Annotated in this window: 13 protein-coding genes and 3 pseudogenes; all 16 read right to left on the reverse strand. The window is 41.9% G+C overall.

Features of this window, described 5'->3' with window-relative positions; all coding sequences use genetic code 11:
* Positions 1-466: 466 nt before the first annotated feature.
* The 16 genes and pseudogenes from J5A56_RS12395 to J5A56_RS12460 all read right to left on the reverse strand — a co-directional run bounded on the left by J5A56_RS12395 (position 467) and on the right by J5A56_RS12460 (position 23,140).
* Positions 467-772, reverse strand: a complete 306-nt coding sequence (locus tag J5A56_RS12395) for a hypothetical protein (protein WP_196801649.1) — start codon at positions 770-772, stop codon at positions 467-469.
* 322 nt (positions 773-1,094) lie between these two features.
* Positions 1,095-2,012 (reverse strand): annotated as a pseudogene (locus J5A56_RS12400) (RHS repeat-associated core domain-containing protein); the annotation flags it as partial.
* A 37-nt stretch (positions 2,013-2,049) separates the two neighbouring features.
* A complete protein-coding gene (locus J5A56_RS12405; protein WP_036918826.1) occupies positions 2,050-2,523 on the reverse strand; it encodes a hypothetical protein in 474 nt (157 codons plus the stop codon).
* Positions 2,507-6,820, reverse strand: a pseudogene (locus tag J5A56_RS12410) (RHS repeat-associated core domain-containing protein); the annotation flags it as partial. The gene J5A56_RS12405 and the pseudogene J5A56_RS12410, both read right to left, overlap by 17 nt.
* 58 nt (positions 6,821-6,878) lie before the next feature.
* Positions 6,879-7,094, reverse strand: a complete 216-nt coding sequence (locus J5A56_RS12415) for a hypothetical protein (RefSeq protein WP_155945330.1) — start codon at positions 7,092-7,094, stop codon at positions 6,879-6,881.
* A 115-nt stretch (positions 7,095-7,209) separates the two neighbouring features.
* Positions 7,210-8,871: an RHS repeat domain-containing protein gene (locus J5A56_RS12420; protein WP_211815602.1), complete on the reverse strand. Its 1,662-nt coding sequence runs from the start codon at positions 8,869-8,871 to the stop codon at positions 7,210-7,212.
* A 583-nt stretch (positions 8,872-9,454) separates the two neighbouring features.
* Positions 9,455-10,132 carry a hypothetical protein gene (locus J5A56_RS12425; protein ID WP_021671509.1) on the reverse strand — a complete coding sequence of 226 codons (678 nt, stop codon included), beginning with the start codon at positions 10,130-10,132 and terminating at the stop codon, positions 9,455-9,457.
* A complete protein-coding gene (locus J5A56_RS12430; RefSeq protein WP_432757721.1) occupies positions 10,101-12,101 on the reverse strand; it encodes an RHS repeat domain-containing protein in 2,001 nt (666 codons plus the stop codon). Before J5A56_RS12430 ends, J5A56_RS12425 begins: the two co-directional genes overlap by 32 nt.
* A gap of 1,178 nt (positions 12,102-13,279) precedes the next feature.
* Complete coding sequence (locus J5A56_RS12435) at positions 13,280-14,896, reverse strand: RHS repeat-associated core domain-containing protein (protein ID WP_249112200.1); 1,617 nt, start codon at positions 14,894-14,896, stop codon at positions 13,280-13,282.
* Between the two features lie 1,072 nt (positions 14,897-15,968).
* Complete coding sequence (locus tag J5A56_RS13675; protein WP_249112112.1) at positions 15,969-16,190, reverse strand: hypothetical protein; 222 nt, start codon at positions 16,188-16,190, stop codon at positions 15,969-15,971.
* A gap of 389 nt (positions 16,191-16,579) precedes the next feature.
* Positions 16,580-17,167: pseudogene (locus tag J5A56_RS13680) on the reverse strand (RHS repeat-associated core domain-containing protein); the annotation flags it as partial.
* 164 nt (positions 17,168-17,331) lie between these two features.
* Positions 17,332-17,673: a hypothetical protein gene (locus tag J5A56_RS12445; protein WP_211815540.1), complete on the reverse strand. Its 342-nt coding sequence runs from the start codon at positions 17,671-17,673 to the stop codon at positions 17,332-17,334.
* Positions 17,674-17,702: 29 nt separating this feature from the next.
* Positions 17,703-18,239, reverse strand: a complete 537-nt coding sequence (locus tag J5A56_RS13685; protein WP_249112113.1) for a hypothetical protein — start codon at positions 18,237-18,239, stop codon at positions 17,703-17,705.
* Entirely contained in the window at positions 18,239-20,035 is a 1,797-nt protein-coding gene (locus J5A56_RS12450) for an RHS repeat-associated core domain-containing protein (RefSeq protein WP_432757722.1), read from the reverse strand. The genes J5A56_RS13685 and J5A56_RS12450 overlap by 1 nt, the downstream gene beginning before the upstream one ends.
* A 614-nt stretch (positions 20,036-20,649) precedes the next feature.
* Entirely contained in the window at positions 20,650-21,129 is a 480-nt protein-coding gene (locus J5A56_RS12455; protein ID WP_249112114.1) for a tetratricopeptide repeat protein, read from the reverse strand.
* Positions 21,119-23,140, reverse strand: a complete 2,022-nt coding sequence (locus tag J5A56_RS12460) for an RHS repeat-associated core domain-containing protein (RefSeq protein ID WP_249112202.1) — start codon at positions 23,138-23,140, stop codon at positions 21,119-21,121. The genes J5A56_RS12455 and J5A56_RS12460 overlap by 11 nt, the downstream gene beginning before the upstream one ends.
* Positions 23,141-23,512: the final 372 nt, after the last annotated feature.

Raw genomic sequence — 23,512 nt, forward strand, 5'->3', positions numbered from 1 at the left:
TAGTAATAGGCTTCACCGCCCGAAGCATTCTCTACAAGAGCAAGAACAAAAGGGCAAAAATAAGCTTCATTTCTTACTTCCATGATAACCTTTCATATAGAGTCTCATGCAAAGTACTGAGAGCAGGCCTAATGAAAGAATTCCCAACCTAACATATATATCCTCTTTTTCATCATAAAAAAGTGTATCATTCCATTTATTATGGTATAAAATTTTATTTAGATTCCCGTCATTTATATCCTTCCTACTTACTGTGACAGTGTATTCCTTACTCATATAACGTACTATGATATATGAAGTTATATTTATAGCACCACTATGTTCTGACACTATTTTATATGACTTAATTGGACCCGATTTAATTGCTTGAGTATCGTAATAAACAACTATAATACTGTAGAATAAATATATAATACAGCCAGAGATCATCAATAGAAGATATCTACGAACTTGTTTGTATTCCATTTTATTGACCACCATAATCTTTAGGTAATTGTGATTGTACTTTCTTTCCAACTTCTTTTTTTACCGTCTCTACCCCTGTTGTAAATGAGACCAAAGTCCCATATAATGCTCTCGCTTCTCTCATTGCTGATTTAGCATTTCTAATTAATTTCATGTTAGGAGTTCTACGTGACTGTAATTTTTCTAATTTATGTAAAGCAACACTATAGTTATGCCTAGCCTCTGCTGTTGCTTTTTTTAGATAGCTTGACGGGAGAATATGTCCAACTCCTTTGCTTATAAGAGTTTCTGCTATGATGGACTTCACAGACATTTCTTCTTTATTTATAACTCTCCCTATAACATTTTCGAGACCTTCCAATAAGAAGCCAATCCCCCTCTTTAGCTATAAACTTTGCTACAGGGTTTTTAATAATCTTCAAAATGCTTGAAATGCCATTATTGATGGCACCTTCCGCTGCACCTGTTGCAATACCCCATGTGATGCTCAAATAATCTCTCCCCTCTAATTCTTTATTTGCATTGATGAAAGAGTTTATAGAGACCTTATCCATCTTATCCATGATAATCGTTAAATATTGCGATAATCCACCAGCAACCCCTCCGATAATAACACCATCAATCCCTATTTTTCCATCTTTGTCATAGTATCTAATAGGATTATCAGAGCAATAGACATAACTAAGTAACGTTGGCTTTGTGAGGCTCATTGGATCCACCCCATACCAAATACTTGACATAGGATTCAAGTACCTTGCACCATAATAGTATAGACCAGTCTCTTCATCGAACTGTTTGCCGTTAAACTTATATGGTAGGTCTTCACTGCTACTATGCTCGTCAACTAACAGTTCACCGTATGGCAAGTAAGCATCATACTGTGTGATGTTGGCTCTGTCGTCCGTGATGTAAGACGTACTGCCAAGGTGATCACTGTGATAGAAGAAGGTTTCCTCTTTCGTAGTGTCATTGGGAATATAACCATATCCAGCCTGCGGGTCATCAGGGTTACTCGGGTCGTTCCAGCTTACAGGTGGACCAGGGTTGGTACCTGGTATCGTGTTAGGATGTGGTGTCTGAATCCAGCCCTGTGGAACATCATGGTTACCGAGTGTGTCAATGATAGAGTTATACCCTCGTTTTGTATTCTCGGGGTCACCATACGCACCCTTCATTGTAGGTACACCAGGTGCAATGCCCTGCTGCTTATAGTATGCCTCTTTCTGCTTCTGTATCTGATTCATACGCTCCGCATAATCCTGCTGACCAGCTGTTACATATGAGCCGTTACGCCCATAGACGTTATTAAAAAGACCTGTCCCTATCCTTGAAGCAACTCGTTTGTCACCAATGAAGTAATGCTTTGTAAAGCGATTCTTGTTGACAGAGAGGATACTTGCTGGATAAAGCGTGAAGTTGTCCGTCTCGTGGAACGTGATTCCCTGCGGTGCACCATTGATATACACACCTCAACCGTTCCGTAGCTCTTCATGAAACACGCGCCACCTGCTATAGGTGTAGCAACTTATCTTGCTGTTACCAAATATAGACATGAATTCTTTTCTCTATCTGTGTATTTATTTTCTATATTAGCTTTAGATACCATTGATTAGATTTTACAACTATTATATCCTTTTTATGCGAAAACGCCAATATGGCTATCCGAAAACGATAAAAATTAACACTCCACAAACTGCTTTTTCCAAAGTAAATAATTAAAGGATCCCTTCGATTGGTAAAAGTTATTTTTACATATAGCCCCAAAAATGGTGTTGAACAAAAAAAGATGTGCGATATTTCCTTCCATGAAATCTTCATATTTCCTTCCTTTTCTGTAATTAGTAAGCCCAACTCATTTATGACTATTTTTCTATTGCGAGTTTTTACTAATCCATAAATAAGAATAATGATTATAAATACTGAAATCAAAAGTATTATTTTCATATTGCTTTGGTGATTATTCATAATATCACCTACTGATAATGCAAATGGTATTAGCATTATCAATAACAATAAAAAAAAGGTAGGATATGTATATATATTAAAATCTTTTGCCATTAGAAGTAGACCTTTTATAAGTTGAATAACCATATGAAAACATTGAAGGTGTCATTTTTCCTGCTGCCACGCCAATTGCTGTTTGTACAGGGTAATTAGTGGCATTTTTTCCAAAAATGGCAAGATGACTATCAAATTGACGATTAACACTCACTCTTCGATTAACCATTCTATTAGCAAGCTGTTTTGCATATTTTCCAGAAGTTGTACCCAATGTTCTTTTGATTTCACTTTTTACTTCTTTACGAAAAGCTTGACGAACAACTGATGATGCATATTTATTTGCAACCTTTGCCGTCAACTTTGTTGCTCCTTTTTCTATAATTTTACCCACTCCAGTACCAATACCTGCACTTACAACATTACTAACAACACTTTCTGCAATATCTCTTTTGTTTATATGCCCTTTTCCTATCAACGTTTCTCCTAAAGATGCAACAGTACCACCTGCGGCGGTTGCCACAAAACCAGCACCACTTGCAATTAGAGCTCCGCTTACAGCGCCACTTAGTGCAGCTCCAGCAATCTCTCTAGCGGATTTTCCTTGGTATGCTGCAATACCTGCATTTATTAATCCCCCAGCAAAAGCACCAACTGCAATCCAAGCAACTTTACCATTTGGATCTATAAACTTAACAGGGTTGTTATGTGTATAAGTATGCACACTTTCAGCTGGATACTTCTCCGCTAAAGGATCCACTCCATACCATAGACTTGTCATAGGATTCAAGTACCTTGCACCATAATAGTACAAGCCAGTTTCCTCATCGAACTGTTTGCCATTGAACTTATATGGTAGCTCTTCACTGCTGCTGTGCTCATCAACTAACAGTTCACCATATGGCAGGTAAGCATCATACTGGGTGATGTTGGCTTTATCGTCTGTGATGTAAGACGTTGAACCGAGATGGTCACTGTGATAGAAGAAGGTCTCCTCACGTGTTGTGTCGTTTGGAATATAACCATAACCAGCCTGTGGGTCACCAGGGTTGCTCGGGTCATTCCAGCTTACAGGTGGGCCGGGGTTGGTGCCTGGTGTCGTGTTAGGACGTGGAGTCTGAATCCAACCCTGTGGCACATCATGGTTACCGAGTTCTGTAAGGACAGCATTATAACCAACACCCGTGTTCTCCGGATCACCATACGCACCCTTTTCTGTCGGTACACCAGGAGCTACACCCACCTTCTTATAGTATGCTTCCTTCTGTGTCTGAATCTGATTCATACGTTCAGCATAGTCCTGCTGACCTGCAGTTACATATGAGCCGTTGCGTCCATAAACGTTGTTAAACAGACCCGTTCCTATCCTTGAAGCAACTCGTTTGTCACCAATGAAGTAATGCTTTGTAAAGCGATTCTTGTTTACAGAGAGGATACTTGCTGGGTAGAGCGTGAAGTTGTCTGTTTCGTGGAACGTGATGCCTTGTGGTGCACCATTAATATACACACCTTCCATCGTTCCGTAACTCTTCATGATGCGTTCACCAGCAGCATTGTAAGTATAACGACTCGTCTTGCCGTTGTCAGAGAGTACCATCAGACGGTTGTCTTCATCCCAATACATCTCACGGGTAGCATTTGTAGAGTCGTTCATTACCAGCGTTGGATTACCGTTGGCATCGTATGTGTAATGGTCGTGACCAATCTGCGTTGGAGCCGTCGGGTGGTTACTGTCCTCATACTTATAAGCAAAGTTATAAGACTTAGCTGTTGTCGTTGAGTCCACCTTCTGTACCTTCGTCAGCGGTTCACTCATCCGTCCGAACGACATCACCATATCATACGATGCACGCTTAGCCTTACCACTTGCATGAATAAGGCGGTTCAGTTCATCATATTCATACGTATGCGAACTCCTTCCTCCCAGCTTCGCCTTGTTGAGTTTCGTCAGCGACGTTGGGTTGGCAGCATTCGTGATACCGAGGATATTATCCACAGCATCATACTGGTACCTGTTCTCCATCACAGTCTGACCATCCGCTGTAAGGTTCATCACCTGCAGACGTTCACGCTGCTTATCGTAGGTATAGGTTGTCTCCGTGCCATTACCGAGCTTCGTATAGACTGTATGACCCTCCTTATCGTAACCTATCCTATCAACAATAACGCTCTGACGTCCCTGTTTATTGCTCGTCATGCTCTCCACCTGTCCTGCAGCATTGTAGTGATAAGTTACCACTTCACCGTCAGGATAAGTCATCGTCTGCACACGGTTCCAGCTGTCGTACGTAGCACCATAGACATAAGTCCTGATATCCGCCACGCTCGCCATGACCGTACGGACAGTCTTCGTCACCTCACCCTGACGACCATAGTAATAGGCTTCACCGCCCGAAGCATCCTCTACAAGGGCAAGACGACCGGCACGGTTATACTTATCGCCAGCCTTACCATAGGTATAAGTAACACGGTTGAAGAGATTTTCAGGATAAAGCACCTCATGAAGCCGTTCGAAGTCGTAGGTGTAAGAGATATAACCCTTGTCAGATATCGACTTCCTAAGTTCTGCTGTGAGCTTCGTCAGGAGGTTACCCGCCGCATCATAGGTCATATCCGTCTCACCTGCATCAGGATGATTCACCATCAGTTTCCGACCAAGCAAGTCGTAGGCATACTTCGTCTCCTTGCCGTTAGGATGCTGAACCGTCATCACCTGACCGACAGGGTCATAGCTGTACTTCACCGTGATATCCTCACCACGGGCATGCTGCACCGTTTCACGGTTACGCCCCTTGGCATCCGTATAGCTCTCCGCATGTCGTCCCAGTGCATCCGTGACCGTTGTCTGGAGCATTGGTTCACCGTCATGGCTGCCGATACTATAGGCTGTACGTGTCACACTGCCATCAGCAAGCGTAACACTCATGGTACGGTCGTGCGTATCATACTCCGTCTTTGCCTGCAGATCACCCGTAGCGTGGTTGTAAGTGCCAATATTACCATGGCTCTCCGTCATTGGGTAATAAGCCGCAATATTACGTCCAAAGGCATCGATAACAGCCCTTCCACTGACGATGGAGACCTTTTGATTGCTGCCACCAGACCACACCACGCCCGTCTGTTTCGTCTGGACGGCACGCATCAGTGAGTCTGCGAAAGTATAGGTATCAATGTTGCCTTCCTTAGAATAATGGATGGTATGTGCCTTGCGTTCTGCAGGGAAGTACTCAAAGCGGATGGTAAACGGCTGACCGCTTTCTATCTCATACGGAGCACGGATCGTCATCTGTCTGCCCAGTGCATCGTAGGTGTATTCCATCTTCTGCCCGTTAAGGTCGGTCGTTACAGACGGAGCATTCCAAAGACCATCATAAGCCGTACTGGAGCTATAACCGTAGGCATCCTTGACACTTGTCACAAGACTGTGATAGAGGTCATCATAGGTGTAGGCATAGAACATACGCTGATGGTTATAGTTCTCTGGCTTCATCATACGTGTGATGTTACCATAGCCATCGTAAGTCATGTTATAGACAGAAGGCTTGTCACCGTTATGGAGCATGATCTCCGTTATCTCACCGTTTCCGTCCACCTTCGTGCTGCGTTCACGGTAAGTCTTACTACCACTGCTGACAGTGATATGGCTCGGAACACTGACAATATACTTATCTGCTATCTTATGATAGTTGATGTTTGCCTCTAAGCTATAGCCCGTTGTCGTCTCCTTATATCCCTGTAGGTTACCATAGTCATCGTAAGTATTATTGACAGCAACCGCCAGGCTATCCCCACTATTTACATCAAAGTTACTCTGAACAAGTGTCTTTAGGGCAGGGAAGACAACAGCATCAGCCGTATTATGACCAACGGCGAGTGTCTTCAGGTCGTAGTCATATAGAGATCCCTGCAGTTTCTTTCCATCAGCAGTATAGAGATACTCACTCGTAACAAACCCATGCGTATAGTAATCCCTGTTCTTACCATAAGTCTGTACGGAGTAACGATAGAGTCTGTCACCGTTCTCGGTGTCTATCTGATTGGTACGTACCTGCTTGAAACCATAGAAGTCACGCTCACGACGGTCACGATAGCCACCGCTATATTCAAAGGTATTCCTACTTCGTAGTGCTCCGTTCTCCTTGTATCCACCCGTAGTCTCAACAGATGACATCACCCAGCGACGTCCCGGCAAATCGTAACTTGGAGTTGTCTGTTCATAGTTGATATTAATATGTCCACCAAAAGGAAGCGTCACAGAGCGCAGCATGTTCGTTCTGCCCGTAAGGTTACGATAGACAATAAGCTGCTTTACTCCATCAGCGACAATAATATCTGGATGTCCGTCACCGTCGATATCCGTCTAGCCCCTTGCTGTACGAGTGTTGCCAGACAATAAAGACAATCCTGTATTATTTTTAACGTACTAACTCCTGGTCACAATACATCGGAAGAACAATAGTAGTATCTGCACGTATCAAACATATATCAGTTTCTCCTTTCTTCTTGAGAATATAATCGCCTGGTTGATAGTTCTCTTCTATCTCCCAAAAATAAGGAATCTTGATACATTTATGTTCCCCACAATTATCTATTCCAAATATTAAAAAAAATCTGTTTTCATGTTTTCCCATACTTTGTCCTTTTAAGCTGTATTCAATAGGCCTCAAGTCTTGTACAATTTTATTGCAGGTTATACAGCTTGAGAAATTAAGAAAGAAAAGAAAAGATAAAATAATATGCCTCATATTAGAATTTAAAAATATACTTTGTTTTCAACATCTCTCTAGATACACCATTACTCCCTCCTATAGCTTTTATACTTATTCCTGTTCCTAGTCCATAGGATGAATAGGTATGATTATCAATAGGTGTTCCATAAACGGCATTCAATGGGCCAATCGTAGCGGCATTGTTATAACCAGTACCTTCATACAGATCAATATTATTCTTTAAATTTGTATGGTTTTTGTATCCAACAAGGTTGATATATGCATTAAAACTTAAAGCAGGTTTAGCCAAATCACCCCCCGCAGACATAAGGCTATAAAGACCTCCCTCAGAACCACTAATTGTGAAACCGAGACCATAAGAGTAATGTAAATTGGCAATTTGAAAACTAAATCCAGCTTCCAATCCTATTGCGTCAAAGTTAAAAGGGGCATAGATACCTGAAGAAGTTTTTGGCAATTCTTTATATCTACAAAGTTCCAGTCCCATATTACTTAGAATGTCTAAGAAATTAACATGTTTTTTATGGGACACAGACACTTCATCCATTGGGTGGGCTGAAAGAATATTCCCTTGATTATCACCGAATTTATATTGTCCTTGATTATCGAACATATTTACAGTATTTCCTAAATATCTTCCACCTTCTGGGATAAACTTTCTGTCTTTAGCAGAGTTGACTCTTTCATCCCAATAGACGCCCTTGTCCTTTGTTTCAACCCATCCCATTCCATTGGGGTCTAGTATCCTAACAGGATTTCCACCACCATATAGATAAGGGATAGTTTGAACATACTTTTCCGCCAACGGATCCACCCCATACCATAGAGTTGTCATAGGATTCAAGTACCTTGCACCATAATAATACAAGCCTGTCTCAGAATCCATCTCTTTGCCGTTGAACTTGTATGGCATGTCCTCGCTACTACTATATTCATCGACAAGTAGCTCGCCATACGGCAGGTAAGCATCATATTGGGTGATGTTACCCTTGTCATCGGTGATATAAGACGTTGAGCCGAGGTGGTCACTGTGATAGAAGAAGGTCTCCTCTTTTGTGGTGTCGTTTGGAATATATCCATAACCAGCCTGTGGGTCGTCAGGGTTGCTTGGGTCGTTCCAGCTTACAAGTGGACCGGGGTTGGTATTCGGTGTGGTGTTAGGGCGTGGAGTCTGTACCCAACCCTGTGGCACATCATGGTTGCCGAGTTCGGTGAGGACGGCATTATACCCTACACCAGTGTTCTCTGGATCACCATACGCACCCTTCTCTGTAGGTACACCAGGGGCAATGCCCTGCTGTTTATAGTATGTTTCTTTCTGCTTCTGTATCTGATTCATACGTTCTGCATAGTCCTGCTGACCAGCCGTTACGTATGAGCCGTTACGCCCATAGACATTATTGAACAGACCCGTGCCGATTCTTGAAGCTATACGCTGGCTGCCGATGAAGTAGTGCTTCGTGAAGCGGTTCTTGTTCACCGTCAGAATTGAGGCCGGATAGAGCGTGAAGTTGTCGGTCTCGTGGAACGTAATCCCCTGCGGAGCACCGTTGATATATACGCCCTCCATCGTTCCATGGCTCTTGATAATCCGTTCGCCACTGGCATTGTAGGTATAGCGGCTCGTCTTGCCGTTGTCCGAAAGCACCATCAGCCAGTTGTCCTCGTCCCAGTACATCTCGCGTGTCTCGCTCGTGCCATCGTTGGTTACCGTGAGCGGATTCCCGTTGGCATCGTAAGTGTTATGGTTATGCCCGATTTGCGAGGGCGCCGTAGGGTGGTCGCCGGCCTCGTACAGATAAGCAAACGCATACGACTGTGCCACCTTGCTCGAATCCACCTTTTGCTTTTTGGTGAGCGGCTCGCCCATGATGCCGTAGGTCATATCGAGCCAGTACGATGCCGTCTTGGCCTTGCCGTTTGCAGAGACCAATCGGTTGATGCCATCGTAAGTGTAGCTGTGGCTGTATGCAACGCCGAGCTTCGCCTTGTTCTTCTCAGTGATATTCTGCGAATTGGCACTGTTGGTGATACCGAGGATATTATCCACCAAGTTTAAGTTGTACTTGTACTTGTTCTGCATGACGGTATTACCCGACGAGATGAACATCACCTCTTGCAAACATTCGTGCTACGTGTTGTAAGTGTAATTGCTTTCCATCCCATTACCGAAATTAGTAGAAACGGTATGTTCATAACCTAACTTCTCGATAATAGTCCATTCTTACCCGAATTTATTGCTCATGAGACAGTCTTTCTTATTATCTTAAACTCGCATATGTTATTCTAATCTCATTTTTTTCTTTCCCTAAAGTTGTTATATATATAATTCTACCATAATTATCATATTTGTACTGACATCTGTAAATAACGGTCTCGTCAGAAAAATCTGGCTTGTATTCATATCGGAACTCTTTAAGTAAGCCTTTTTCTATAACTATTGTGAGCGTTAAAACATAATCGACTCTTGCATTAATATATGTGTAATATTTGTTGATTTTTAATATATTAATTGTTTTACAATCGCCTTTTGTTTGAATAAAAGATTGAATTTCCGACTTATCATAATTGGATAATATATCAGAGATAATACAAAGGTCTTCGAAAATAACCTCCGGATATTTTATATTCACCCCCCACGATTCCAAGTATTTTAATTGTTCGAAAAAGATATTTTGCATATCTTTCTCGACTTTTGTGAGCCTTATAGGTTTCTTTTTCTTGCTTTTATAGACAGCTTCTTTCTTTCCATTTATATATAGACTCTTGGAAATATACCCAGATTCATACGATAAGGTAACATCCACCTGATGATCTTCCGCTACTTTACTGTTAAGAGGAAAATATAATAAAAAAAGAAGTAAAAACACTTTCATAATTAATATCTTGTATAATGACAGATTTTTATTAATTTGTTTTCCAAAATATTGTTCTACCATATACAGCAGTGGATTGTAACCGCATTTTTCCCGCATTAGGGTTAGGATTTGACTTCTTTGTTACTGAGTTATAAAAAGAATCCCGTGCAGCACGAATCATAGGTGCTTTGAATGATTTACCAATATTATTTTTCCACTGAGCATAATGTTTTGGAGAAATATTCCAACCCATAGTATTCATATGTATTTCAAAATGACCATTACTTTTACGCTGTTCATTTTCTGAGAATTGGGCTTGCTCGGCCCCATCCCACATTGTTGCACCATAACTATAATCTATACCATTTTTAAGTGCATTAATTTCAGCAGCAATAGCTGTCCGCATAAGAGGTAAATCATTTCTTTCTTTAGCACTTTTACTTCTAAAATCTTTTGCAGGCTCAGAACTTATTCCATAAGCCTTTGAATTCCGCTGATGAACACTTGCAATTGCATACATCTCCTTTTTCAAATCTTCCGATGGTTCACTTTTTTTATCTCGGACTCTATAAGCACTACTCTCGCCATATACTGTTGAAGATTGGCTTATAAATTTGGAATGAGATATTGATAATTTCTGGGGATTTTCGAAAACATTTACCATACTTCCATTTTTGTCCTTACTCTGATGGACGCCACTGGCTGTATAAACAAAATTATCTTTCTTTTGATCAGAGCCTAACCATACACCTCCATTTGTGTAATAATCACCTTGTCCATCCGGGTCGAATAAACATATTGGATTCCCATGACAATATACAAAAGTAGATACATTTTCATATTCTTCACTTAGAGGATCACTTCCATACCATAATGAGATTTTTGGGTCCATATATCTGGCACCATAGTAATACAGTCCAGTTTCTTCATCCAATTCCTTGCCATTGAACTTATACGGTAGGTCTTCACTGCTACTATGTTCATCAACCAACAGTTCGCCGTACGGCAGGTAGGCATCATACTGTGTGATGTTGGCTTTATCATCTGTGATGTAAGACGTTGAGCCGAGGTGGTCACTATGATAGAAGAAGGTCTCCTCTTTCGTTGTGTCATTAGGAATGTAACCATAACCAGCCTGTGGGTCATCAGGGTTGCTTGGGTCGTTCCAGCTTACAGGTGGACCAGGGTTGGTATTCGGTGTGGTGTTGGGGCGTGGAGTCTGAATCCAACCTTGTGGCACATCGTGGTTACCGAGTGTGTCAATGATAGAGTTATACCCTCGTTTTGTATTCTCCGGATCACCATACGCGCCCTTCATTGTAGGTACACCAGGTGCAATGCCCTGCTGTTTATAATAAGCCTCTTTCTGCTTCTGAATCTGATTCATGCGTTCAGCATAGTCCTGCTGACCAGCCGTTACGTATGAGCCGTTGCGTCCATAGACGTTGTTAAACAGACCTGTTCCTATCCTTGAAGCAACTCGTTTGTCACCAAGGAAGTAATGTTTCGTAAAGCGATTCTTGTTTACAGAGAGGATACTTGCAGGATAAAGCGTGAAGTTGTCCGTCTCGTGGAACGTGATACCCTGTGGTGCACCATTGATATACACACCCTCCATCGTACCGTAACTCTTCATGATGCGTTCACCAGCAGCATTGTAGGTATAACGGCTCGTCTTGCCATTATCAGAGAGTACCATCAGACGGTTGTCTTCATCCCAGTACATCTCGCGGGTAGTGTTCGTTGAGTCGTTTGTTACCAGTGTTGGATTACCGTTGGCATCGTATGTGTAATGGTCGTGACCAATCTGTGTTGGAGCCGTCGGATGATTACTGTCCTCGTACTTATAAGCAAAGTCATAAGACTTAGCAGTTGTCGTTGAGTCCACCTTCTGAACTTTTGTCAGCGGCTCACTCATCCGTCCGAACGACATCACCATATCATACGATGCATGCTTTGCCTTACCGCTGGCATGAATAAGGCGGCTCAGCTCGTCATACTCATACGTATGCGAACTCCTTCCTCCCAGCTTCGCCTTGTTGAGTTTCATCAGCGACGTTGGGTTGGCAGCATTCGTAATACCGAGGATATTATCCACAGCATCATACTGGTACCTGTTCTCCATCACAGTCTGACCATCCGCTGTAAGGTTCATCACCTGCAGACGTTCACGCTGCTTGTCGTAGGTATAGGTAGTCTCCATGCCATTACCGAGTTTCGTATAGACCGTATGACCCTCCTTGTCGTAACCTATCCTGTCAACAATAACGCTCTGACGTCCCTGTTTATTGCTCGTAAGACTCTCAACCTGTCCGGCAGCATTGTAATGGTAGGTAACCACCTCGCCATCAGGGTAAGTCATTGTCCGCACCCGGTTCCAGCTATCATAGGTAGCACCATAGACATAAGTCCTGATATCCGCCACGCTCGCCATGACCGTTCGGACAGTCTTAACGACTTCGCCCTGCCTGCTGTAGATGCGTAGTTGAGGATGTTCCGTGTACTCGTATTGTTCATTGTTATACCGAAGAATTTCAATTTACTTAGTCTGCACGATTACTGCATACGTCTTGCAGTTCTTCTGCAGAGGCTTTGCAGTATTACTGCACGTATGCAGCAGTGTTTCTGCAGTACTATTGCGAAATGATTTAGTGCGTTGTGTCGATTCATTCGTTCAGTGTTGTCCGCCTTAAACATATGGATGTTCTTGTCCGATCTTATCTTTTTACGATGCCATTTACCTTGGCAAGTTTATTAGTTTCTAATTAAGGTTATCTCATGGCTATTAGTTCATACTTGTAGAGATATACTTATAATTTAAAAGTTCTTTCTTATTGATAATAGTAATCTCATTGAACGCAACCTCACCATTTCTTAAAGTTGGTCTCAAATAATGAACCACGAATTTTGTGTCCTCACATTTTATAATCATATCTTCCTTATTATAATAATAACCAATGATTGATTTAACATAAAATAGAGGATGATATGTATCATTTGGGATAGCCGATCCATTGCCTAAATATTCTGATTTATTATAAACAAAAGAAAAATCCATTATGCTCACATATTTTCCATTTACTTTCTTTTTATAAGTCAAACATTCTGTTCTCAAATCAAATGGCAATATGTGATAATTAATAAAACTTTTGCCGATATAATAATTTCTATAATCGACCCATATGAAAATAAGAAATAAGACTATGCCTATTATGCAAATACTCTTCCTCATTTTTTTGTTGTTAATACAGGTTTGAAATAGTATGTTACTGTCCTTGCTTTGTAATCATATGGTGTCCCACCTAATTCAAATCCTAAATCAAGAGGATCTCTAAAGCCATCAACATAATTAGGTTTTCTAAACAATGTAAAATCAACATGACTCGTTTGTTTGCCGGGATGAACTGCATATGATACGCCAGTTTTTCCTATATGAAACACTAAGGCTGTCATATCTACATCAAAGCTATTCTTATCTCTTACTTTTGTTGTTACGGCTTTAAGATTGTCTTGAAAAGTTTTTGTATTTATCAAAAGATTTGTTGCAATATCTCCGACATCGGCAGGCTCTCCATTTCCAAAATAATAATGACTAATTGCTAATTGATCCTGTTGAGCCCCTTTAGCACTTTCTGGAGCAACAATATTTAAATTTGGCGTTTGCTCTAACACTGTACCACTTAAATCTGCTTTTACGGTATATAATGAACCTTTATCTAATGAAAGTTTACTTAAATTTCTAACAGCAATATTACCACCTTTAGTTGTTCTAATATTATTTCTATTTAATATCTGCAGAACATCCTTCTGGCTTGTTCCAAGGAATTGTGCTAAAGTTTTGGTGTTATCTTTTCTATCAGCATGCAAATTACCATTTTTTTCCCAATGCCAACATCCATTAGGATCAACAAATCTTATAGGATTTCCAATGCAATAAACATATCCACTCACACTTATATATTTTTCCGTTAACGGGTCTACCCCTAACCACATGGAGATTTTGGGATCCATGTATCTGGCACCATAGTAATACAGTCCAGTTTCTTCATCCAATTCCTTGCCATTGAACTTGTAGGGCATGTCCTCGCTGCTACTATGCTCATCAACCAACAGTTCACCGTATGGCAGATAAGCATCATACTGAGTGATGTTGGCATGATCGTCTGTGATGTAAGACGTTGAGCCAAGGTGGTCATTATGGTAGAAGAAGGTTTCCTCCTTCGTGGTGTCGTTTGGTATATAGCCATAACCAGCCTGTGGGTCATCAGTATTGCTCGGGTCGTTCCAGCTTACAGGTGGACCAGGGTTGGTATTCGGTGTGGTGTTAGGGCGTGGAGTCTGAATCCAGCCTTGTGGCACATCGTGGTTACCGAGTGTGTCAATGATAGAGTTATACCCTCGTTTTGTATTCTCTGGGTCACCATACGCACCCTTCATTGTAGGTACACCAGGTGCAATGCCCTGCTGCTTATAATAAGCCTCTTTCTGCTTCTGAATCTGATTCATACGTTCAACATAATCCTGCTGACCAGCCGTTACGTATGAGCCGTTACGCCCGTAAACGTTATTGAAGAGACCCGTCCCTATCCTTGAAGCAACTCGTTTGTCACCAATGAAGTAATGCTTTGTAAAACGATTCTTATTGACTGAGAGGATACTTGCTGGGTAGAGCGTGAAGTTATCCGTTTCGTGGAACGTGATTCCCTGCGGTGCACCATTGATATACACACCCTCCATCGTTCCGTAACTTTTCATGATGCGTTCGCCAGCAGCATTGTAAGTGTAACGACTCGTCTTGCCATTATCAGAGAGTACCATCAAGCGGTTGTCCTCATCCCAATACATCTCGCGGGTAGTGTTCGTTGAGTCGTTCGTTACCAGCGTTGGATTACCGTTGGCATCGTATGTGTAATGGTCGTGACCAATCTGCGTTGGAGCCGTAGGATGGTTACTATCCTCATACTTATAAGCAAAGTTATAAGACTTCGCAGTTGTCGTTGAGTCCACTTTCTGTACCTTAGTGAGCGGCTCACTCATCCATCCGAACGACATCACCATATCATACGATGCACGCTTTGCCTTACCGTTTGCATGAATAAGGCGGTTCAGCTCGTCATACTCATACGTATGCGAACTCCTTCCTCCCAGCTTCGCCTTGTTGAGTTTCGTAAGCGACGTTGGGTTGGCGGCATTCGTAATACCGAGGATATTATCCACAGCATCATAACGATACCTGTTCTCCATCACAGTCTGACCCTCGATTGTCAGCTTGGCGTTCTGCAACCGCTCACGCTGCTTGTCAAAGGCATAGGTGGTCTCGGTACCGTTGCCCAGCTTTTGGTAAACGGTGTGACCGCCCTTGTCGTAGCCTATCCTTTCTACTATAACGCTCTGCTTACCCAGTTTATTGCCTGTAAGGCGAACTATTTGCCCTGCCGCATGTAGGTACTACTTAATCGTTACTTTACGACACATGCTTATTTACCTCTTTGTACAAATCACTACTTTGGATTTCGAGTTCTTCTTAATTTTCCCTTTGAATCTGCCCAGAAATATTCCTTGATATACACCTGACCTCCCATTCCTGAATGGATTACAACATATCTTGTATTGGGACGGAATTTAATTCTCCGAAGATTTTTAGTAATACCATAACTGTTCATTTCCTCCACAGATAATGCAGACGATACGTTTCTAAAGTTTATTGTGTCACAACTCCTAGTGTCAAATTCATTTTTCTTTGTAATGAAGAACAGATGACTTTCGCTAGGATCTAGACAGTCAGACTCTATTTCCATATGTAAAAAGTTATGTACTATCAAAAGTTGCCGGCTCTCATCAAGTGAGAAACTATGATTCTCGTTACAAGCTATTAAGAAAGGCAACACCATAAAAATACAAACAGAATATATTTTCTTCATTTCTCTTGTTCTTTATATGCGTTCCACCACTTGTCGATTTGTTTAATCTTCTCTTCTTCTGAACCTTTGCCGATAAATAATCTGTTCAGATTTGCATGAAATTTAGATTTTACAAAATCCCTAAAAGACTCAAATACTTCAGAGCCTTTTTCTGCCTCTCGTTCACGAGGGGCTTTATCGTGGCTTAGGGTCGAGACATATCCCCAAAGGGTCTTCAACAGGTATAGGCCTTCACTCCCATCCCTTTTTATCTGTTTTATGTGACCAACTTCATGTGAAAACTCTTTAAACCACCAGTCGTAATATTGCTCTTTACTAATATTTCTTCATTGAAATATTCAGGTGACACAAGCATGCGAGTGTTTTCAGGGCTATCACCCAGTGTTATACTATTACTTTCTCTTTGAAGGTTAAATTCTTCTAACCTAACATTCTTTATATAATTTTCAGGGACTCCAGAAACCAAAGAAAGTAGATGAGTTGCCGATTTTGTAAATTTATAGTACACATATTGTGTAGGGACGTTCATTGTTGCACCTGTGATGCTTGGAGCTGTTGTTACAATGCTCCTTTCATAGTGAATTGTGACAATGCCTTTTGGGTAAAGTCCTTTTTCATCTATATAATTCATTGGAGAAGATTTACAATAAGAATAAGGGCTGATTGAAACGTATTTCTCCGCCAACGGATCCACCCCATACCAAATACTTGCCACAGGATTCATATACCTTGCACCATAATAGTACAGGCCAGTCTCATCATCGAACTGTTTACCATTGAACTTATAAGGTAAGTCTTCACTCGATGAGTGCTCGTCTACAAGGAGTTCACCGTACGGCAGGTAGGCATCATACTGCGTGATGTTGGCTTTGTCGTCTGTGATATAAGATGTTGAACCCAAGTGGTCACTATGATAGAAGAAGGTCTCTTCCTTTGTGGTGTCGTTTGGAATATATCCATAACCAGCCTGTGGGTCATCAGGATTACTCGGGTCATTCCAGCTTACAGGTGGACCGGGGTTGGTATTCGGTGTGGTGTTGGGGCGTGGAGTCTGAATCCAACCCTGTGGAACATCATGGTTGCCGAGTGTGTCAATGATAGAGTTATATCCTCGTTTTGTATTCTCCGGATCACCGTAAGCTCCCTTCATTGTTGGTACGCCAGGGGCAACACCCAGCTGTTTACCATAACCCTCATGCAGAATCTCGTTCTCGTAAGAAACATTTATAATAGATAATCTCAAATTTTATTTGTATGGCGTTTACGCATGTTTGATGCTTTGCCTCTTGATCATTCTTCCTTTGTAATCTACATAAATATGAATTGTATCAGGCGGAATCCTACTAGAAGTGATACTTATTATGTCATAATTTTATTTGGTTTCAAAATAATCTTATGTGTACGAACTGTATCACCTTCTAACAGACATCCACTTAACACGAAATAGTCATCTGAAATATCTTTAATGTTTATATAATAAGCACCTTGTTTTGTTTCTTTTCTTTCTATTGAATAACACTCATCACCATCCTGACTATAAATTAGAATGTATTCTATTTGATCATGAGTAACTGAGTAAACATACTGCCTCTGCTCATTAAGGTCTATTTTATTAACTTGATCTTTACAAGCATATATAATACAAAGCGCAAGAAGACTTATTATTTTAATAAATCTACATTTCCTTATTTTATGTTCCATATAAATATTTTTTAATCAATAAATATTTATTATCTTCTTCCATTTTTGAATAGTTGTAAGATATTTTTGGGATTGAATTGATTCCACCACACATCTATCATTTTAATCTTTTGTGAATCTGTCATTTCGGTATTATTTATCAATGCAGATAAACCTCCTTTGTATTTAAGAGTTTTTGTAACAAAGTCATTAAATCTCACGAATACATGTGATTTACTTATAGCCTCCCTTTCTTCAGGCACTTTGTCATGACCTGCATTAAAACTTCCTTCATTAATAAAATTTTTCAGATACATTTTGGCGAATTTACCTGTATATTTAAAATAGGATCCTGCCTTCTCTATATGTTTCAAGTGTTTCACCTCATGACTTAATAAATATAACCATTCATAAGTATTATTAGAAAAATCGTTTTTCTCTAAGCTTTTATCTTCTTCAAAATAATTTCTAGTCATTATTGTGGATGCATACTTAGGATTGTCACCCAAAGTAATCGCACCTCCTGCCTCATCTGCTTTTGAAGAAAGAGGATACCATGGAACTTCTTTTCCTAATCCTTTTTCCATTACATGAAGGTTTTAACATATTCTTCTTGTACACCGCTAACCAAAGATAAAAGGTGTGCTACTGGCGCTGTTAACGTATAATAATCAGGGAGATAAAAAGGTGTTTTATGAAAGATAACCACATTTTTTGGATAAAGCCCTTCTATATCACTTAACTTTACCGGATTATCCAGCGTATACACATATCCACCCGTACTTACATACTTCTCTGCCAGCGGATCCACCCCATACCACAGACTCGTGACAGGATTCATGTATCTTGCGCCATAGTAGTACAGTCCAGTCTCTGCATCCATCTCCTTACCATTGAACTTATATGGCAGGTCTTCACTGCTGCTATGCTCATCAACTAACAGTTCACCGTATGGCAGGTAGGCATCATACTGTGTGATGTTGGCTTTATCATCTGTGATGTAAGACGTTGAGCCGAGGTGGTCACTATGATAGAAGAAGGTCTCCTCTTTCGTTGTGTCGTTAGCAATGTAACCATAACCAGCCTGCGGGTCATCAGGGTTGCTCGGGTCGTTCCAGCTTACAGGTGGACCGGGGTTGGTATTTGGTGTGGTGTTCGGCTTCGGAGTCTGTACCCAACCCTGTGGCACATCATGGTTGCCGAGTTCAGTGAGGACGGCATTATACCCTACACCCGTGTTCTCCGGATCACCATACGCACCCTTCTCTGTTGGTACACCAGGGGCTACACCCACCTTCTTATAATACGCCTCTTTCTGTGTCTGAATCTGATTCATGCGTTCAGCATAGTCCTGCTGACCAGCCGTTACGTATGAACCGTTGCGTCCATAGACGTTGTTAAACAGACCTGTTCCTATCCTTGAAGCAACTCGTTTGTCACCAAGGAAGTAATGCTTTGTAAAGCGATTCTTATTTACAGAGAGGATACTTGCAGGATAGAGCGTGAAGTTATCCGTCTCATGGAAGGTAATACCTTGCGGTGCACCATTAATATACACACCTTCCATCGTACCGTAACTCTTCATGATGCGTTCACCAGCAGCATTGTAAGTGTATCGGCTTGTCTTACCGTTATCGCTTAAGACCATCAGGCGGTTATCCTCATCCCAATACATCTCACGGGTAGTGTTCGTTGAGTCATTTGTCACCAACACAGGATTACCGTTGGCATCGTATGTGTAATGGTCGTGACCAATCTGCGTTGGAGCTGTCGGGTGGTTACTGTCCTCATACTTATAAGCAAAGTTATAAGACTTGGCAGTCGTCGTTGAGTCCACCTTCTGTACCTTTGTCAGCGGTTCACTCATCCGTCCGAACGACATCACCATATCATACGATGCACGCTTAGCCTTACCGCTTGCATGAATAAGACGGTTCAGCTCATCATACTCATACGTATGCGAACTCCTTCCTCCCAGCTTCGCCTTATTGAGTTTCGTCAGCGACGTTGGGTTGGCAGCATTCGTAATACCGAGGATATTATCCACAGCATCATACTGATACCTGTTCTCCATCACAGTCTGACCATCCGCCGTAAGGTTCATCACCTGCAGACGGTCACGCTGCTTGTCATATGTATAGGTGGTCTCCGTGCCATTACCGAGCTTCGTATAGACCGTATGACCCTCCTTATCGTAACCTATCCTGTCAACAATAACGCTCTGTCGTCCCTGTTTATTGCTCGTCATACTCTCCACCTGTCCTGCAGCATTGTAATGGTAGGTAACCACTTCACCGTCAGGATAAGTCATCGTCTGCACACGGTTCCAACTATCATACGTAGCACCATAGACATAAGTCCTGATATCCGCCACGCTCGCCATGACCGTACGGACAGTCTTCGTCACCTCACCCTGTCGACCGTAGTAGTAGGCTTCACCGCCACTCGCATCCTCTACGAGGGCAAGACGACCGGCACGGTTGTACTTATCGCCAGCCTTACCATAGGTATAAGTAACACGATTAAAGAGATTTTCGGGATAAAGCACCTCGTGAAGCCGTTCGAAGTCGTAGGTGTAAGAGATGTAACCCTTGTCAGATATCGACTTCCTAAGCTCTGCCGTGAGCTTCGTCATGAGGTTACCTGCCGCATCATAAGTCATATCCGTTTCACCAGCATCAGGATGGTTCACCATCAGTTTGCGACCAAGCAAGTCGTAGGCATACTTCGTCTCCTTACCGTTAGGATGCTGAACCGTCATCAGCTGTCCGACAGGGTCATAGCTGTACTTCACCGTGATATCCTCACCACGGGCATGCTGCACCGTTTCACGGTTACGTCCCTTGGCATCCGTATAGCTCTCCGCATGTCGTCCCAGTGCATCCGTGACTGTTGTCTGGAGCATCGGTCCACCGTCATGGCTTTGGATGGTGTAGGCACTCATTAATTTTCTTCATAACTTGCCTTTTAGTAAAATCACTATATATTCCTCTTCTTCTATTCCTTAAATGTAGAGTAAAACATTTTGGGCTTTAGCCAATAAACCTTTTTTAGATAATATACTCCTTCAAGATATTTCGTGTCATTCTTTATAGATTTAGCCCATTTTAAACCTTCTCCAGATTTACTATAGGCTATATGTATTGTACTAACACGTTTAATTTGTTTAATAATGACAAAAGCTTCATCTAGCCTATCCAAGTTCAGCAATGCAAATATATAATTATACTTAACCAAGTAGTCTGCGGAATTCAACTCAAACGCTTTTCGTGAATATTCATATGCTTCTTCCAATTGTTCCAACTTAGTGCAAACATTGGATAGTTCCGTTAAGAAGAATGATTCATTATAATATTTTTTTGACATTTTTACTAAGAATAGTTTAAGATTATTCCATTGTGATTCGGCTTTAAGAAGTGACAATCTTTCATCTATTCGCTTCGTCTCCTCTTGCAGTAAGAAACCATTACTTCCCATTTTTACGTTTATTTGGATTTGCTTTCTTTTGATATTTTTTATTTTTGTCTCCCCGGTTACTATTTCGATTCTGTCCATATGAAGATCCGGCTCGATGAGCAGTGTGCTTATCACTAGTTGATTTTCTAGCACCTTTTGTATGCTCTGCAGCTAAGAAGATAGACTCTTTGGGACTGCTATTTGCGCTTACAAACTCATTATAGACGTATGCTCCGAAGCCGACTAAGCCTACTATTGGTATTGCTATATCATCCACAGTTCCAATACCTGTAGCATCATCAGCACCTAAAACAATAATACTAGATGTCGCAAAGGCCATAATTGCTTGAGCTGTGGATGAACCATGTGGAGATGAGACAACATCTTTTTTATAATATACTTTTGTCCTTTTTGTACGTTGATTCTTCGGATAACTTACGATACGTCCATCAGTATCCACTAACTTCACCGGATTATCCAGCGTATACACATATCCACCCATACTTGCATACTTCTCTGCCAATGGATCCACTCCATACCAAAGACTCGTGATTGGATTCATGTACCTTGCACCATAATAGTACAGGCCTGTCTCTTCATCGAACTGTTTACCATTGAACTTATACGGTAGGTCCTCACTACTGCTATGCTCGTCAACTAACAGTTCACCGTATGGTAGGTAAGCATCATACTGGGTGATGTTGGCATGATCGTCTGTGATGTAAGACGTTGAACCTAAGTGGTCACTGTGATAGAAGAAAGTTTCCTCTTTCGTTGTGTCGTTAGGAATGTAGCCATAACCTGCCTGCGGGTCATCAGGGTTGCTTGGGTCATTCCAGCTTACAGGTGGACCGGGGTTAGTATTCGGTGTGGTGTTCGGCTTCGGAGTCTGAATCCAACCCTGTGGCACATCGTGGTTGCCGAGTGTGTCAATGATAGAGTTATATCCTCGTTTTGTATTCTCTGGGTCACCATACGCACCCTTCATTGTAGGTACACCTGGTGCAATGCCCTGCTGCTTGTAATACGCTTCCTTCTGACGTTGGATTTGGTTCATACGTTCAGCATAGTCCTGCTGACCAGCGGTTACATATGAGCCGTTACGCCCGTAAACGTTGTTAAACAGACCTGTTCCTATTCTTGAAGCAACTCGTTTGTCACCAAGGAAGTAATGCTTCGTAAATCTGTTTTTGTTGACAGAGAGGATACTTGCAGGATAAAGCGTAAAGTTATCCGTCTCATGGAAGGTAATACCTTGCGGTGCACCATTGATATACACACCCTCCATCGTACCATAACTCTTCATGATACGCTCACCGGCAGCGTTGTAAGTGTAACGGCTTGTCTTGCCGTTATCACTTAAAACCATCAGGCGGTTGTCCTCATCCCAATACATCTCGCGGGTAGTATTCGTAGAGTCGTTCGTTACCAGTGTTGGATTACCATTGGCATCGTACGTGTAATGGTCATGACCAATCTGCGTTGGAGCTGTCGGGTGGTTACTGTCCTCATACTTATAAGCAAAGTTATAAGACTTGGCAGTTGTCGTTGAGTCCACTTTCTGAACTTTTGTCAGCGGCTCACTCATCCGTCCGAACGACATCACCATATCATACGATGCATGCTTTGCTTTAGCGCTTGCATGAATAAGGCGGTTCAGCTCGTCATATTCATACGTATGCGAACTCCTTCCTCCCAGCTTCGCCCTATTGAGTTTCATCAGCGACGTTGGGTTGGCAGCATTCGTAATACCGAGGATATTATCCACAGCATCATAACGATACCTGTTCTCCATCACAGTCTGACCGTCCGCTGTAAGGTTCATCACCTGCAGACGGTCACGCTGCTTGTCGTAGCTATAGGTAGTCTCCGTGCCATTACCGAGCTTCGTATAGACCGTATGACCCTCCTTGTCGTAACCTATCCTATCAACAATAACGCTCTGACTTCCCTGTTTATTGCTCGTAAGACGCTCAACCTGTCCAGCAGCATTGTAGTGATAGGTCACCACTTCACCGTCAGGATAAGTCATCGTCTGTACACGGTTCCAGCTGTCATACGTAGCACCATAGACATAAGTCCTAATATCTGCCACGCTCGCCATGACCGTTCGGACAGTCTTAACAACTTCGCCCTGTCTGCCGTAGATGCGTAGTTGAGGTTGTTCCGTGTACTCGTATTGTTCATTGTTATATTATCGAAGAATTTTAATTTACTTAGTTTGCACGATTACTGCATACGTCTTGCAGTTCTTCTGCAAAGGCCTTGCAGTGTTACTGCATGCGTGCTGCAGTGTTTCTGCAAGGCTTCTGCAGTGAGACTGCAACGCGGGTGCAGAATCTCTGCAGTACTATTGCGAAATGATTTAGTGCGTTGTATCGATTCATTCGTTCGGTGTTGTCCG

The sequence above is a fragment of the Prevotella melaninogenica genome, from assembly GCF_018128065.1.
Taxonomy (GTDB): Bacteria; Bacteroidota; Bacteroidia; order Bacteroidales; family Bacteroidaceae; genus Prevotella.

Bases quoted from the DNA above. Each gene is read 5' to 3' on its own strand.
- J5A56_RS13685 (WP_249112113.1), bottom strand. From the start codon at position 18,239: ATGGAAAAAGGATTAGGAAAAGAAGTTCCATGGTATCCTCTTTCTTCA.
- J5A56_RS12455 (WP_249112114.1), bottom strand. From the start codon at position 21,129: ATGGGAAGTAATGGTTTCTTACTGCAAGAGGAGACGAAGCGAATAGAT.
- J5A56_RS12415 (WP_155945330.1), bottom strand. From the start codon at position 7,094: ATGGGAAAACATGAAAACAGATTTTTTTTAATATTTGGAATAGATAAT.
- J5A56_RS12445 (WP_211815540.1), bottom strand. From the start codon at position 17,673: ATGGAACATAAAATAAGGAAATGTAGATTTATTAAAATAATAAGTCTT.
- J5A56_RS12405 (WP_036918826.1), bottom strand. From the start codon at position 2,523: ATGGCAAAAGATTTTAATATATATACATATCCTACCTTTTTTTTATTG.
- J5A56_RS12420 (WP_211815602.1), bottom strand. From the start codon at position 8,871: ATGTACTGGGACGAGGACAACTGGCTGATGGTGCTTTCGGACAACGGC.
- J5A56_RS12460 (WP_249112202.1), bottom strand. From the start codon at position 23,140: ATGACTTATCCTGACGGTGAAGTGGTGACCTATCACTACAATGCTGCT.
- J5A56_RS12425 (WP_021671509.1), bottom strand. From the start codon at position 10,132: ATGGTAGAACAATATTTTGGAAAACAAATTAATAAAAATCTGTCATTA.
- J5A56_RS12450 (WP_432757722.1), bottom strand. From the start codon at position 20,035: ATGGCGAGCGTGGCGGATATCAGGACTTATGTCTATGGTGCTACGTAT.
- J5A56_RS12435 (WP_249112200.1), bottom strand. From the start codon at position 14,896: ATGTATTGGGATGAGGACAACCGCTTGATGGTACTCTCTGATAATGGC.
- J5A56_RS12430 (WP_432757721.1), bottom strand. From the start codon at position 12,101: ATGAAACTCAACAAGGCGAAGCTGGGAGGAAGGAGTTCGCATACGTAT.